Origin of the sequence: Salifodinibacter halophilus, assembly GCA_012999515.1 — a bacterium.
Lineage (GTDB): Bacteria > Pseudomonadota > Gammaproteobacteria > Nevskiales > Salinisphaeraceae > Salifodinibacter > Salifodinibacter halophilus.
Window position 1 is genome coordinate 1,973,072 of record JABEEB010000001.1, and the last position, 15,096, is coordinate 1,988,167.

The 15,096-nt window shown below is 57.2% G+C and carries 11 protein-coding genes, 2 tRNA genes and 3 rRNA genes; 10 read left to right on the forward strand and 6 right to left on the reverse strand.

The genetic code is table 11. The annotated features are described in order from the left end of the window. Positions 1-79: 79 nt before the first annotated feature. Together HKX41_09195 and bfr are read left to right on the forward strand one after the other, a co-directional pair. Positions 80-316, forward strand: a complete 237-nt coding sequence (locus HKX41_09195) for a bacterioferritin (protein NNC24328.1) — start codon at positions 80-82, stop codon at positions 314-316. Between the two features lie 184 nt (positions 317-500). Continuing rightward, positions 501-998, forward strand: coding sequence for a bacterioferritin (gene bfr, locus HKX41_09200; protein NNC24329.1), 498 nt, complete (start codon positions 501-503; stop codon positions 996-998). Between the two features lie 55 nt (positions 999-1,053). On the opposite strand, the gene HKX41_09205 is transcribed toward bfr, so the two are convergent. Next, on the reverse strand, positions 1,054-1,476 hold the full coding sequence (locus HKX41_09205) for a CopD family protein (protein ID NNC24330.1): 423 nt from the start codon (positions 1,474-1,476) through the stop codon (positions 1,054-1,056). Between the two features lie 126 nt (positions 1,477-1,602). On the opposite strand from HKX41_09205, the gene HKX41_09210 reads away from it, so the two are divergent. Next, positions 1,603-2,637, forward strand: coding sequence for an N-acetyl-gamma-glutamyl-phosphate reductase (locus HKX41_09210; protein NNC24331.1), 1,035 nt, complete (start codon positions 1,603-1,605; stop codon positions 2,635-2,637). A 61-nt stretch (positions 2,638-2,698) separates the two neighbouring features. Beyond that, positions 2,699-3,070: an iron-sulfur cluster insertion protein ErpA gene (gene erpA / locus HKX41_09215; GenBank protein NNC24332.1), complete on the forward strand. Its 372-nt coding sequence runs from the start codon at positions 2,699-2,701 to the stop codon at positions 3,068-3,070. 15 nt (positions 3,071-3,085) lie between these two features. Here the strand turns inward: erpA and HKX41_09220 are convergent, their stop codons facing one another. Beyond that, positions 3,086-4,234, reverse strand: a complete 1,149-nt coding sequence (locus HKX41_09220) for an anhydro-N-acetylmuramic acid kinase (protein ID NNC24333.1) — start codon at positions 4,232-4,234, stop codon at positions 3,086-3,088. 100 nt (positions 4,235-4,334) lie between these two features. On the opposite strand from HKX41_09220, the gene HKX41_09225 reads away from it, so the two are divergent. From HKX41_09225 to rrf, 6 genes are all read left to right on the forward strand, one after another. Then, entirely contained in the window at positions 4,335-5,549 is a 1,215-nt protein-coding gene (locus HKX41_09225; protein ID NNC24334.1) for a tyrosine--tRNA ligase, read from the forward strand. Positions 5,550-5,988: 439 nt separating this feature from the next. Continuing rightward, positions 5,989-7,531 (forward strand): 16S ribosomal RNA (locus tag HKX41_09230). A gap of 116 nt (positions 7,532-7,647) precedes the next feature. Beyond that, positions 7,648-7,724 (forward strand) — tRNA-Ile (locus HKX41_09235). Positions 7,725-7,818: 94 nt separating this feature from the next. Further along, positions 7,819-7,894: transfer RNA gene (locus tag HKX41_09240), tRNA-Ala, on the forward strand. 150 nt (positions 7,895-8,044) lie between these two features. Beyond that, positions 8,045-10,958: ribosomal RNA gene (locus HKX41_09245) — 23S ribosomal RNA — on the forward strand. Positions 10,959-11,016: 58 nt separating this feature from the next. Further along, positions 11,017-11,132: ribosomal RNA gene (gene rrf / locus HKX41_09250) — 5S ribosomal RNA — on the forward strand. Together the 16S, 23S and 5S rRNA genes with 2 tRNA genes alongside form the textbook arrangement of a ribosomal RNA operon. 171 nt (positions 11,133-11,303) lie before the next feature. On the opposite strand, the gene HKX41_09255 is transcribed toward rrf, so the two are convergent. From HKX41_09255 to HKX41_09270, 4 genes are read right to left on the reverse strand one after another with little or no spacing between them, the layout of a single operon-like run. Next, positions 11,304-12,542, reverse strand: coding sequence for a beta-ketoacyl-ACP synthase (locus HKX41_09255; GenBank protein ID NNC24335.1), 1,239 nt, complete (start codon positions 12,540-12,542; stop codon positions 11,304-11,306). After that, on the reverse strand, positions 12,539-13,258 hold the full coding sequence (gene fabG, locus HKX41_09260; GenBank protein ID NNC24336.1) for a 3-oxoacyl-ACP reductase FabG: 720 nt from the start codon (positions 13,256-13,258) through the stop codon (positions 12,539-12,541). The genes HKX41_09255 and fabG overlap by 4 nt, the downstream gene beginning before the upstream one ends. A 10-nt stretch (positions 13,259-13,268) precedes the next feature. Continuing rightward, the gene (locus tag HKX41_09265; GenBank protein NNC24337.1) at positions 13,269-13,811 is read right to left on the reverse strand and encodes a DUF3261 domain-containing protein; all 543 of its coding nucleotides are present in this window, start codon (positions 13,809-13,811) and stop codon (positions 13,269-13,271) included. Positions 13,812-13,860: 49 nt separating this feature from the next. After that, complete coding sequence (locus HKX41_09270; protein NNC24338.1) at positions 13,861-15,096, reverse strand: FAD-dependent oxidoreductase; 1,236 nt, start codon at positions 15,094-15,096, stop codon at positions 13,861-13,863.

Genomic DNA, 15,096 nt, shown 5'->3' on the forward strand with positions numbered 1-15,096 from the left:
GCGCGAGCGCTACCGTTAAAATCCGTTATTGACAATCATTCGTATTCGCGATTGAATATCGCTAAGCGATGAGGTTGTCATGTACGTTTGTATTTGTAACGCCGTTACCGAGCGGCAGATAAGCCAAGCCTACTGCGAGGGTGCCTGCAGTTTGCGCGCCCTGCGCGAACGTCTTGGTGTCGCGGGATGCTGTGGCCGCTGTGCTAGTTGTGCACGCGATGTGTTGGGCCGTTGCAAGGCCGAGCAGGCAGCGGAAGCAGCGAGCGGCAACGATTTTGTGCCAACCCCAAGCACAGTCGACGAGACGCCTGCTTGAAGATAGCCCGTCGCTCACTGGCGCCAGGGTCAAAAAAGTCTGTCGATAGTACTTGAATGTGTTTGTGTCGTGACAGCGCCGGCTTTTCGAAGCCGAGCGGCGCGCGTTGGGCCTTTTTAGAATTGTGAACGGGCCAACCATCGTCTATCCTTAAAGGTCGAACAATCAATTATGGGGTAGCCCGATGCAAGGTAATCGGCAAGTTCTCGAGTATCTCCAAGCGGGGTTGAAACTCGAACTAACGGCGATTAATCAATATTTCCTGCATGCGCGTATGTATGACGACATGGGGCTCGTGCAGATCGGCAAGAAGGAATACGACGAATCGATCGAGGAGATGAGACATGCCGATCGATTCATCCAGCGGATTCTATTCCTGAACGGCCTCCCGAACTTGCAGGACTTGGCCAAGCTTCGTATCGGCGAGACTGCCAAGGAGATGATGGAAGGTGATTTGGCGGCCGAACGCGAGTCGTACGCGTTGTATTCCGAAGCCATTGCGGTGTGCGAGCGCGAGCAGGACTACGCCAGCCGCGATCTGTTCGCCGAGATCTTGGCTGACGAGGAAAACCATATCGACTTCCTCGAAACCCAGCTCGGATTGATCGAGCGCATGGGTGAGTCGAACTATGCGCAGTCGCAGGTCGGCCCCGACGTAACCAAAGCCGGGGACGCTGAGTAAGACTGGTCAGTCTGGCGCCACCGACCATATCGGTCGGTGGCGTCGAGCGCGGCCGCTAGAATGGTTTAACGAAAATCACAATCATGATGAGGACCAAAACGACCGTCGGGATTTCGTTGGTGGTCCGGAAGGTGTCGGCGCTCAACCGGTTTCGGCGTTCGCGAAATTTTTTAACCTGAATCTGGCACCAGCCTTGAAAGCCAATTAGCACCAGCACGAGTGCCAGCTTGGCGTGGAACCAGCCATTGGCGCTGATCCAGTCGCCGCCTTTCAGCAAGGCCAGCCATGCCCCGAAAATGATTGTGCCCGCAGCGGCAATCGAGGTCAGGATCGAGAGGCGGCGTTCCATGATGCAGAACCGATCGAATCCGAGTTGGTCGTGGGTGTCGGCGTGGTAGACGAATAGCCGTGGCAGATAAAACAGCCCGGCGAACCAGGACACCACGAAAACCATGTGAAACGCTTTCAGCCAATCCATCGTGTTGTTGCCTCGCCTCGTGTTGTTGGGTGTGCGATTAACGGCACTGGATTATACTGATCTAAACGCAGGCGCGAGCCGATCTGGCCGTGGCCGCACTATGCCCGACCGAAGACGATCTGACACATGAGCAAGCCCATACATATCGGCCTCGTTGGTGCGACCGGCTATGCCGGTGGCGAACTGTTGCGATTGCTCGCCGCGCGTGACGACGTGTGCGTGTCGGCGATCACGTCGGAGCGCGCCAAGGGGCAACACGTGACCGATTTCTATCCGACGCTGCGCGGTTGGCTAGATTTGTCGTTCATGGCGCCGTCGTCAGATGCTTTAGCCGATTGTGACGTCGTCTTTTTTGCTACACCCCACGGTGTGGCCATGAATCTGGTGCCTGATTTATTGGCAGCCGGCAAGCGCATTATCGACCTTTCAGCGGATTTTCGGCTGCGTGACGCCGAACTCTGGAGTAAGTGGTACGGCCAGCCCCACGCCGCGCCGGATCTGCTGGCCGAAGCTGTTTACGGCTTACCGGAACTGAGCCGTGCTGGCATCGCCGACGCGCGGATCGTGGCTGTACCGGGGTGTTATCCAACTTCGACCCTGCTCGGCCTCAAACCCTTGCTTGAAGCCAGCGCGATCGACACCGGCGATATCATCGCCGACGCCAAGACCGGCGTGTCTGGCGCGGGCCGCACGTCGAAACCGGCGTTCGCCTTTTCCGAGGTGGCCGAGTCGATGCATGCCTACGGTGTCGCCGGTCATCGCCACTTGCCAGAAATCCAACAGGCGCTCGGTTGGAGCGCGAATGAAACAGTCGGTCTGACCTTTGTGCCGCACCTGGTACCGATGATTCGCGGGATGGAGGTCACGATCTACGTGCGCCAAACTGGCTCGAGCGACCCGCAGGCAGTCTTCGAGGCGGCTTATGCGGATGAACCGTTCGTCGGCGTTGTTCCGGCTGGTTCGCAGCCCGCGACGGCCCATGTGCGCGCCACCAACAACGCCATGGTCAGCGTAACCTCGGTGGGTGGCGACCGGCTGGTTGTGACGTCAGTCATCGATAACTTGCTGAAAGGCGCCGCCGGCCAGGCTCTACAGTGTTTGAATTTGATGATCGGCGCGCCCGAGACCGCCAGCCTCGCTGCACCGACCGCGCTACCTTGATTATGGCTAGTTTGCCGGCATAGTCTAGAATGTAGATAGAGTCAGTCGATATGGTTAGGCAATGACGACGACCGCAGAGCCTTTGGAAGCAACCGAGCAGGCAAACAACGTGTTGGTGTTTACCGATGCCGCTGCTGGGAAAGTTAAGACACTGCTCGAGGACGAGGACAACGATGCGCTCAAGTTGCGGGTCTTTGTTTCGGGTGGTGGCTGTTCCGGATTTCAATACGGATTTAGCTTCGATGAAAATGTCGAAGACGGCGATACGCTGGTTAAAAAACAGGGCGTAACGCTATTGGTCGATCCCATGAGCGTGTTGTATCTAACTGGCGCCGAGATCGATTTTTCCGATGGCGTCGAAGGTGAACAGTTCGTGATCCGTAACCCCAACGCCACGACCACCTGCGGCTGCGGCAACTCCTTCGGCGTCTAGCGCCGCACGCCCTTCTTAGTTCTCGCCGCTGGGTGGCAAGTACACGCCGCCCAGGCATGCTGGCGTGCGCGCGCCGGTAACGCCAGGTGCATTGCCGGGATCGCCGTTAATGCGCCGCCGTGCGAGCCACGAAAACGCGACTGCTTCCACCCAGTCGCCGTTGATGCCGAAATCGTCGCTGGTCACGACCGCCCGTGGTGCGATGCGCTCGGCGAGCATCGCCTTGAAAACCGGATTGTGGGTGCCGCCGCCACACAGAATAGCGTCGCTATTGCCCGGACTGTAGGCGACGATTGCATCACCGGCTGTCTCGGCAGTGAAACGACACAGCGTCGTCTGTACGTCGACCGGCCGTGGCGTGTGTTCGAGCTGATCGAGGTGAGACCGCAGCCAGGCTAGGCCGTAATGGTCGCGGCCGGTGCTTTTGGGCGGTGCGCGGTTGATAAACGCATCGGACCGGAGGCATTCAAGCAGCGGTGTATCCACGCGACCTTTGGCTGCCCATTGTCCGTCATGGTCGAACGGTAGGCTTAGCTGGTCATCGATCCATGCGTCCATCAATGCGTTGCCGGGGCCGGTGTCGAAACCAGTCACGTCAGGCGCGGCCGCTGTGCCGGCCGGTGCGATGACCGACAGATTGGCAATGCCGCCAACGTTCAATACCGCGCGGCTGCGTGTGGCGTGGCCAAAGAAGGCGGCGTGAAAAGCAGGCGCCAGTGGTGCGCCTTGGCCATCGACTGCCATGTCGGCGTTCCGAAAATCGGCGACTACCGTCGTCCCGGTCTCGGCGGCTATGCGGCTGGGCGATCCGATTTGCGTACTGAAGGCCAGCGTCGCCTCTGGCTGGTGGCAGACCGTTTGACCGTGGCTGCCGATTGCGGTGATATCAGCTGGGCGCACGCCGGCTTGGTGCATCAGAACATTGGCCGCGCGCGCGAACCAATAGCCAGTCCGCTGATCGAGCGCTCCGAGATTGGTGAGCGATACGCGGGCGCTGGCGTCCGACAAGGCGAGCAGCTCGGTCCGCAGGGTCGCCGGTAATGGTTGGCTATGCGTGGCGACCAGGCGTGCGGTGCCATCGTTGTTAAATGCAACGAGTGCGGCGTCGATCGCGTCGACGCTCGTCCCGGACATCAGGCCGATATAAAGTGAGTGTTCAGACATGACTGGGTTTAGTTAAGGGTTGCGGTACGATAGCGGTCGACCGCTTGCAGCGGTTGACTAACATCTAGATGTAGAACTCAACGAATAGACGACGCGTGTGATTCATTTCGATTGGGCAGAACTGGCCCGTGGCACCGACGAAATTATCCCCGAGACGCAGGTTGCTGAGCGTTTCGAGACTGCGGCGAAAGAGGGCCGGGCGCTGACGATCAAGGCAGGTTTCGATCCGACAGCGCCAGACTTGCATCTTGGCCATACCGTTTTGCTACACAAGCTACGCGCTTTCCAAGACATGGGCCACAGCGTCGTGTTCCTGATCGGCGATTTTACCGGGCGGATCGGTGATCCGACTGGCAAAAGCGCGACACGCAAGGCGATGACAGCCGATGAGGTCGCGGCCAACGCAGCGACCTACGAGGCCCAGATCTACCGTGTGCTCGATCCTGAGCGCACGCGTGTTGCATTCAATGCCGAATGGCTGGGTGCGTTGTCGACGAGTGAAGTGGTTCGACTCGCGGCCAGTCATACGGTTGCGCGCATGCTCGAACGTGACGATTTCGACAAACGCTACCGCAGTGGTCAGGCCATCGCGATTCACGAGTTCCTATACCCGCTTTTCCAGGGCTACGACTCGGTTGCCTTGGGAGCCGACCTAGAGCTCGGCGGCAGCGACCAGAAATTCAACCTATTAGTGGGGCGGATGCTGCAACAGGCTTATGGGCAGCAATCCCAGGGCGTGCTAACCATGCCTTTGCTCGAAGGGGTGGATGGTGTCGATAAGATGTCCAAATCGCAGGGGAATCACATCGGCATCGATGAAGCGCCGGGCGAGCAGTTCGGCAAAATAATGTCGATCTCCGATGCGCTAATGTGGCGCTACTACGATTTAATCTCGCATCAATCGGTCGCCTCCATCGCGCAATATCGGCGCGAAGTTGATGAGGGTGGCAACCCGCGTGACTACAAGCTTGCACTGGCTGAGGAAATCGTAGCGCGTTTCCACGGCGCTGCCACAGGCGAAGATGCGCGTCGGCGATTCCTGGAGCGCTTTTCCGAAGGGCGTTTTGCTGCTGATCTGGAGCCAACCACCGTGGCAGTGACGCCGGATGGCATCGCCATCGCGACACTTTTATGCCGTGCCGGTCTGACAGCAAGCAACAGCGAAGGCATGCGTCTGATCAAGCAAGGCGCGGTGCGCATCGACGATCAGCGCGTCGAAAACACGAAACTTGAGCTGGTTCCGCCCCAGGAATTAGCCGTGCGGGTTGGCAAGAAACGTATGGCGCGTGTCCTCTTGACCAAGGGTGCACAATAGGCATTCCTATTCAGGGCCGCGATGCCAAACGCGGTATAAAAAATGGCGAGGATTCTCTTGACCAAGGGTGCACAATAGGCATTCCTATTCAGGGCCGCGATGCCAAACGCGGTATAAAAATGGCGAGGATTCCCTTGACCAAGGGTGCATAATAGGCACTCTTATCAAGGCCGCGACGCCAACGCGGTTCTAAATAAAAAAATCTGGCGATGAAAAAAATTGTTTCGGATTTGTTGACTTCATTTTCAAAACCGATACAATGATCAGCTCAGGACGACGAGTTAGCCCTTAACGGCAAATTCAACGTTCTTCGATCTTTAACAATTTGCGAATGGCTTGTGTGGGTGCTCCCATGGTTTTGATTCGGTCAAGACGAAGAGCATCCGCAGTGTAAAGCTCGGATCGCTCAACACGACTTAGTCGTGAATCTAGTTAGTATTAACTGGAGAGTTTGATCCTGGCTCAGATTGAACGCTGGCGGCAGGCCTAACACATGCAAGTCGAGCGGAAACGATAGAGGTTCGCCTCTAGGCGTCGAGCGGCGGACGGGTGAGTAGCGCGTAGGAATCTACCCTTTTGCGGAGGATAACCCGAGGAAACTCGGGGTAATACTGCATACGCTCTATGGAGCAAAGCGGGGCTCTTCGACCCTCGCACAGAAGGATGAGCCTGCGTCTGATTAGTTAGTTGGTGGGGTAACGGCGTACCAAGACGACGATCAGTAGCTGGTTTGAGAGGATGATCAGCCACACCGGGACTGAGACACGGCCCGGACTCCTACGGGAGGCAGCAGTGGGGAATATTGGACAATGGGCGGAAGCCTGATCCAGCCATGCCGCGTGTGTGAAGAAGGCTCTAGGGTTGTAAAGCACTTTAAGCGGGGAAGAAAAGCGCCGGGTTAATAGCCCGAGCGTATTGACGGTACCCGCAGAATAAGCACCGGCAAACTCCGTGCCAGCAGCCGCGGTAATACGGAGGGTGCAAGCGTTAATCGGAATTACTGGGCGTAAAGCGAGCGCAGGCGGTTGCGTGTGTCGGATGTGAAAGCCCCGGGCTCAACCTGGGAATTGCATACGAAACTGCGTAACTAGAATATGGTAGAGGAAGACGGAATTCCACGTGTAGCGGTGAAATGCGTAGATATGTGGAGGAACACCAATGGCGAAGGCAGTCTTCTGGGCCAATATTGACGCTCAGGCTCGAAAGCGTGGGTAGCAAACAGGATTAGATACCCTGGTAGTCCACGCCGTAAACGTTGAGAACTAGACGTTGGGTGACCTAGTCAGTCAGTGTCGTAGCAAACGCGTTAAGTTCTCCGCCTGGGGAGTACGACCGCAAGGTTGAAACTCAAAGGAATTGACGGGGGCCCGCACAAGCGGTGGAGCATGTGGTTTAATTCGATGCAACGCGAAGAACCTTACCTGCCCTTGACATCCTCGGAACTTGGCAGAGATGCCTTGGTGCCCTCGGGAGCCGAGTGACAGGTGTTGCATGGCTGTCGTCAGCTCGTGTCGTGAGATGTTGGGTTAAGTCCCGCAACGAGCGCAACCCTTATCCTTAGTTGCCAGCATTTAGTTGGGCACTCTAAGGAGACTGCCGGTGACAAACCGGAGGAAGGTGGGGACGACGTCAAGTCATCATGGCCCTTATGGGCAGGGCTACACACGTGCTACAATGGCAGGTACAGAGGGTGGCTAAGCCGCGAGGTGGTGCTAATCTCAAAAAGCCTGTCCCAGTCCGGATTGTAGTCTGCAACTCGACTGCATGAAGTCGGAATCGCTAGTAATCGCAGATCAGCAATGCTGCGGTGAATACGTTCCCGGGCCTTGTACACACCGCCCGTCACACCATGGAAGTTGGCTGCACCAGAAGAGGCTAGTTTAACCTTCGGGAAAACGGTCTCCACGGTGTGGTCGGCAACTAGGGTGAAGTCGTAACAAGGTAGCCGTAGGGGAACCTGCGGCTGGATCACCTCCTTTAGAGAATACCGGTTCAATCCGGGGAGCGCCCACACAAGCCATTCGTAAAAAACAAGAGTCGACACTTGGCATGCAATGTCAGGGCTGGCTATCGCTGCCCGAAAGAAGCAACGAAGATTGGGTCTGTAGCTCAGTTGGTCAGAGCGCACCCCTGATAAGGGTGAGGTCGGAAGTTCAAGTCTTCCCAGACCCACCATCTGGCGCTGCTCTGCGTTGCTGATTGGCTGGCTAGTTGTATAATACTAACTGGCTGGCAGGTGTGGCGCAGACCACGGCAATACATAAGCCAAGGGGCTGTAGCTCAGTTGGGAGAGCGTCTGCCTTGCACGCAGAGGGTCAGCGGTTCGAGTCCGCTCAGCTCCACCAATGTCGACTCATGATCGAGGTCAGAGCAATCGCTGATTGCTGTGACCTTGAGTCACCGTTGTTTAACAATTCAATGCAATCGAACACTGCATTCTTAACAGAAAGAATGTATGAGTTGCTCATCTAATCTTGAGCGCGAGAGCGCTTGAGGTTATATGACCAAGTGACCAAGCGCACATGGTGGATGCCTTGGCGACAGAAGGCGACGAAGGACGTGGTAGCCTGCGATAAGTTTCGGCGAGTCGGCAAACAGACTTTGACCCGGAAATTTCCGAATGGGAAAACCCAGCCGTTTAGGCGGCTATTGCATAGTGAATACATAGCTATGTAAGGCAAACCCGGAGAACTGAAACATCTAAGTACCCGGAGGAATAGACATCAACCGAGATTCCCGAAGTAGCGGCGAGCGAAACGGGACTAGCCCTTAAGCCCAACACCCGCTAGCTGAATGTTCTGGAAAGTTCAGCCATAGACGGTGACAGCCCGGTAAGCGAAAGCTGGTGTGGGGTGAAATCGAGTAGGACGGAGCACGTGTAACTCTGTTTGAACATGGGGGGTCCACCCTCCAAGGCTAAATACTCTCTGTCGACCGATAGTGCACGAGTACCGTGAGGGAAAGGTGAAAAGAACCCCGTTGAGGGGAGTGAAACAGAACCTTAAACCGTGTGCGTACAAGCAGTCAGAGCCCGTTTTCGAACGGGTGATGGCGTACCTTTTGTATAATGGGTCAGCGACTTACTTCTCAGTAGCAAGCTTAACCGTCAAGGGTAGGCGTAGGGAAACCGAGTCTTAATAGGGCATACAGTTGCTGGGAGTAGACCCGAAACCGGGCGATCTATCCATGGCCAGGGTGAAGGTCGGGTAACACCGACTGGAGGCCCGAACCCACTAATGCTGAAAAATTAGGGGATGAGTTGTGGATCGGAGTGAAAGGCTAATCAAGCCCGGAGATAGCTGGTTCTCCTCGAAAGCTATTTAGGTAGCGCCTCGTGTGTCACTGCCGGGGGTAGAGCACTGTTTCGGCTCGGGGGTCCGAAAGGATTTACCAAACCGAGGCAAACTCCGAATACCGGCAAGTGTAATCACGGGAGACACACTGCGAGAGCTAACTTCCGTAGTGGAAAGGGAAACAACCCAGATCGCCAGCTAAGGTCCCAAAGTCATGGCTAAGTGGTAAACGATGTGAGAAGGCAAAGACAGTCAGGAGGTTGGCTTAGAAGCAGCCACCCTTTAAAGAAAGCGTAATAGCTCACTGATCTAGTCGGCTCGCGCGGAAGATATAACGGGGCTAAAGCCATGCACCGAAGCTGCGAACGTATAGTTTCTATACGTGGTAGAGGAGCGTTCCGTAGGCCGTGAAGGTGTGCTGCGAGGCATGCTGGAGGTATCGGAAGTGCGAATGCTGACGTGAGTAACGATGAGGCAGGTGAAAAACCTGCCCGCCAGAAGTCCAAGGTTTCCTGCGCAACGCTAGTCGGCGCAGGGTGAGTCGGTTCCTAAGGCGAGGCCGAAAGGCGTAGCCGATGGTAAACGGGTTAATATTCCCGTACCTCGCATGATTGCGATGGGGTGACGAAGAAAGTTAGGTCAGCCGGGCGACGGAAACCCCGGTTCAAGCGTGTAGGCAGGCCCTCTAGGCAAATCCGGAGGGTGACGCTGAGGCGTGATAACGAGTGCCCAAGGGCGCGAAGTGACTGATACTCGGCTTCCAGGAAAAGCCTCTAAGCTACAGATCATGCAGGCCGTACCCCAAACCAACACAGGTGGACTAGGTGAGAATCCTAAGGCGTATGAGACAACTCGGGTGAAGGAATTCGGCAAAATGGCACCGTAACTTCGGGAGAAGGTGCGCCCTCAGTATGTGTAGCCCCTAGTCGGGTCAAGCAGATCAGGGCCGCAGTGACCAGGTGGCTACGACTGTTTACTAAAAACACAGCACTCTGCTAACTCGTAAGAGGATGTATAGGGTGTGACGCCTGCCCGGTGCCGGAAGGTTAAGTGATGGGGTTAGCACTTGTTGCGAAGCTCTTGACCGAAGCCCCGGTAAACGGCGGCCGTAACTATAACGGTCCTAAGGTAGCGAAATTCCTTGTCGGGTAAGTTCCGACCTGCACGAATGGCGTAACGATGGCCACACTGTCTCCACCCGAGGCTCAGTGAAATCGAAATCGCTGTGAAGATGCAGTGTTCCTGCGGCAAGACGGAAAGACCCCATGCACCTTTACTATAGCTTTGCACTGGATCTCGGATATCTTTGTGTAGGATAGGCGGGAGGCTTAGAAACGCCGGCGCTAGCCGGTGTGGAGCCATCCTTGAAATACCGCCCTGAGATATTTGAGGTTCTAACCTTGGTCCATGACCTGGATCAGGAACAGTGTATGGTAGGTAGTTTGACTGGGGCGGTCTCCTCCCAAATGGTAACGGAGGAGTGCAAAGGTGCCCTCAGCGCGGTCGGAAATCGCGCAACGAGTATAAAGGCAAAAGGGCGCTTAACTGCGAGACTGACGGGTCGAGCAGATACGAAAGTAGGTCTTAGTGATCCGGTGGCTCTGTGTGGAAGGGCCATCGCTCAACGGATAAAAGGTACGCTGGGGATAACAGGCTGATTCCGCCCAAGAGTTCACATCGACGGCGGAGTTTGGCACCTCGATGTCGGCTCATCACATCCTGGGGCTGAAGCAGGTCCCAAGGGTATGGCTGTTCGCCATTTAAAGTGGTACGCGAGCTGGGTTTAGAACGTCGTGAGACAGTTCGGTCCCTATCTGCCGTAGGCGTTCGAGATTTGAGAGGGTCTGTCCTTAGTACGAGAGGACCGGGATGGACGTACCTCTGGTGTGCCGGTTGTCACGCCCGTGGCATTGCCGGGTAGCTACGTACGGATGGGATAAGCGCTGAAAGCATCTAAGCGCGAAGCCCGCCTCAAGATAAGATCTCGCTAGCCCCGCGAGGGCTCTGAAGGGTCGTCCTAGACGAGGACGTTGATAGGCCAGATGTATAAGCGTGGTAACGCGTTGAGCTTACTGGTACTAATTGCCCGTGTGGCTTGGTCATATAACACTCAAGCGCTTTTGCGTTTTTGAGTGGCACAGTGTTTGATTGCATTTGAATTGTTGTCCGTTTTGCCTGGCGGCCAAAGCGATCGGGAACCACCCAATTCCATTCCGAACTTGGAAGTGAAACCGATCAGCGCCAATGGTAGTGCGGGGTCTCCCCGTGTGAGAGTAGGACACCGCCAGGCTCTTAATAAGTAAGCCCCAATGCGAATCGCATTGGGGCTTTTTCATGGATTCTCATAAAGCCCGGCGAAGGCAATCGAATCGATATTCCTTATACGTAAAGGTCGCAGGGACTATTAGAAAAAGGCGTTAAGGCGTGGCGCAGCATTTAGCGCACTAGCCTTATAGGCCGTTTACCCCGAATGCGCCAAAACCAATGCGGTATTGATGCCGCCAAATGCGAAGTTGGTCGACAAGGCAATGGGGGTGCTTAGTTGGCAGCCGGCTGGGTCGATCCAGCCGAGTTCTGAGCAGTCAGGATCCGGCGCATCGAGGTTCAGCGTGGGCGGCGCTCGTCCATCGTTTAATATATTGATGGTGGCCCAGGCTTCGAGTGCGCCACAGGCGCCGAGCGTATGGCCGATATGCCCTTTGAGCGTGGCATATGCTGGTTTTTTGCCGAATATGGCGTGGGTTGCGTGACTTTCTGCAACGTCACCGGTCGGGGTGGCGGTACCGTGGCCGTTGACGTAGCCGATTGCGTCGGCATGAAGCTGCGCATCGTCGAGTGCAGCGCGCATAACGGCGGCCATGGTGTCCGGGTTGGGCTGGGTGACGTGCGCACCGTCGCAATTAGTGGCAAAACCTTTGATTTCGGCCAGAATCGGTGCGCCGCGCGCTACCGCATGCGAGTGTTCCTCGAGGATTAATGTAGCGGCACCCTCGCCGATAACCAAGCCGTCATGATCGGCGTCGAACGGCCGCGGCGTGGTTTTTGGTGCATTGTTGCGCACGCTGGTTGCATATAGCGTGTCGAATACCGCGGCCTCAGTTGCCGAGAGTTCTTCGGCGCCACCCGCGATCATCAAGGTTTGTTGGCCATACTTGATGGCCTCGTAAGCATACCCAATGCCTTGGCTGCCGGACGTGCAGGCGCTGGATGTTGGAACCACGCGTCCGGTTAGGCCGAAATAGAGTGCGATGTTCACCGCAGTTGTATGCGACATCATGCGGATATAGGTCGTGGCGTTGACGCCTTCGACGTTGTCTTCAATCAACATCCGCGCGAAGTCCATAGCGGCATCTGGGCTACCGGTGGACGAGCCATATGCGACGCCGGTTTGGCCATTGGTCAGCACCGGATCATCCTGGATGCCGGCGTCCATCACCGCGCGTTCGGCCGATAGGGTCGCCATCTGTGCAACACGGCCCATGGTGCGTTTAGTTTTTCGGTTGAAATGCGACGGCAGCGTTAGTTCGTTGACTCGGCCTCCGAGTCGAGTATTCAAGCCCGCGTATCGATCCCATTCTTCGATTTTCTGAATGCCGGAATGGCCCGCGAAGAGCGCGTCGCGCATGCTCGGCCACTCATTGCCCAACGGTGAAATACCGGCCATGCCGGTAACGACGACGCGTCGCGTGTCGGTGTTCACGTTAGGCCTCCGTCGACGGCCAGCACTTGCCGCGTAATGTAATCGGCATCGCGTGAACAAAAAAAGGACACCGCCGCCGCGACTTCTTCGGGCTGACCCATGCGCTTCTGGGGGATATAAGTGCGCATCTGCTCGGCGTCATGGGTCATGTCGGTTGCGATCAAGCCGGGCGCAACGCAGTTGACGGTGATGCGGCGCTTGGCGAGCTCCAACGCTAGGGACTTTACGGCGCCGATCAAGCCGGCCTTGGCGGCACTGTAATTGACCTGTCCGCGGTTGCCGACCAGCCCGGCTACCGAGCCAATGGCAACGATTCGCCCCGGTTGTCGCGCTTGAATCATGGGCATGACCAGGGGTTTGACCACGTTATAGAAACCATCGAGATTGGTATGCAGAACCTGATCCCAAGCTTCGTCGGTGAGCATGGGAAAAGCGGCGTCGTCGGTGATGCCGGCGTTCACGATCACGCCGTAGTAGGTGCCGTAGGCCGCCACATCGTCTTGCAGGCTCTTGCGCGTGGCTTCACGGTCGGCAACGTCGAACCCGAGTACACGTGCGTTTTGGCCCCGTTCGCGCACGGCGGTTGCAACGGCTTCGGCCGCCTGGCTCTGTCGACGGTAAGCTACGACCACGTCGAAGCCGTCGTCGGCTAGCCGGAGTGCGGTTGCACGCCCGATCCCCCGGCTGGCGCCGGTCACCAGTATCGTTTCGGCCATGGTGTCGTCGTCAGTTATTGGCGTCGGCCTCCGAAGCGGATACAGGCGCGACGTGTAATGTGTAGTCCAGCACGCGATTGTAAATCTTTACCGGTGACTGCCAACGGTCGTTGCCGTCGTGGATCGCTAGCCAGACAAGTTCGTGGTCCTGCCAGACGAGGCGGGCATGGTTGTTTTGCTCAATCCGGCGGGCGCTTGGCAACGCGCTCCGGATAGCTGATAGCGGCCAATAGGCTAGTTCCAGATCCGATACGATCCGCCGCGGATCCAGTTTGGCGAGTTTTGTTGACGGCGCGTCGAGGGTTACACCACTAGCGTCGGATGCCAGCGTGAAAAGTCGCTGCCCGAGCGGCGACAGGCCGATCAACCGCAGGCGTGATGACGACAGTTGCATAACGATCTGTAGCCGATGTGTCCGGTTGCCGCGTTTGAAGGATACGACTTGGCGGCTGGTTCCGGTGTGCTCGGCCGAACCGGGGTCCAATGGTTTCAGTAAGGGCGCCGGTCGTGTTGTGCAGCCAACAAGGACGAGTATCAGCCATGCACCCGTCAAGCTGACTGAAACACACCGGAAAATACCGGGTGGGATCGACGCGCGCCGTTTACGTAGCACAGAGGCGGCAGAGTGTCCGCAGGCGACGCTTTGGCTGCACGACGAATGGATTGTTGCCGTTCCAGACATAGCCGGCGAGGATGGAGCCCACGCGTTGACGCACGTCGGAGGGTGGATACGGTGTAAAGAACACGTCCTGCAGGCTGGCGTCGTACCAAGCATCGACGTAAGCCCGGAATACATTGAGACCGGCGCGAAGCGGGTGCTCAAAATCCGTCTGCCAGTCGATCGACTCGCCGCCGAGTTGACGGTCGACGAGCTCAGCGGCGCTGATCGCCGACTGAAGTGCGACCGTGACGCCGGACGAAAAGATGGGATCGACGAATTCGCCGGCGTTGCCGAGCAGTGCGAAGTCCTGCCCGAACAAGCGGTCGACCGGCGTCGCGAACTGCTTGGCCGAAAACGTCTGCCGATCGAACGTAGCATTTGCCAGAGCCTCGGCAATCTGCGGTTCGGCAGCTATAAGCGCTCGCAGTTGCGCGGCAGCGTCTTTGCCTTGATTCGCGATGAACGTGCTGTCGCCAACCACGCCGATCGACGCGCGACCATCGGAGAAAGCGATGAGCCAGTACCAGACGTCGGCGCGCTCAGGATGAACGGTAATCATCAACTCATCGCGTCGCAGATCGGGGTGCTCGATGCCGTCGGCGACGTGCGTGAAGACCGCAGCCCGGTCGGGGCCGTCGGCCTCGGCTTCCAGATGCAGCAATTTGGGAAGTACGCGCCCGGCGCCGCTGGCGTCTAGAACGAAGCGCGCCGACAGTTCGAATGACTCGCCGCTGTCATTCTGGATCCCCAGCCGCGGCGCACCCGGCGATGTGCGATCGATCGACTCGACGGTCTCGCCAAAACCGACAATCGCGCCGCGTCGGCTCGCCTCCGAAGCCAACCGTTGATCGAAATCAGCGCGCTGGACGTGCCAGGTCCAATCCCAATTCGTGCCTGCGGCGTCGGCAAAGTAGAAACGTCCCATGCGATTGCTGCGTCCGAACCGCACCCCACGCTTGATCTGATAACCGGCATGCCTGACTGCCTCGAGTAGACCGGCCTCAGCGAGGCAGTCCATGCATTTGGGAAGCAAAGATTCGCCAATTGCAAAACGGGGGAAATGCGAACGTTCGACGACGCGCACATGCCAGCCCCGATCGGCCAGCCACGTCGCGGCAGTGCTGCCCGCTGGACCAGCGCCGATGATGGCGACATCACTTTCGATGGCATCGTTCAT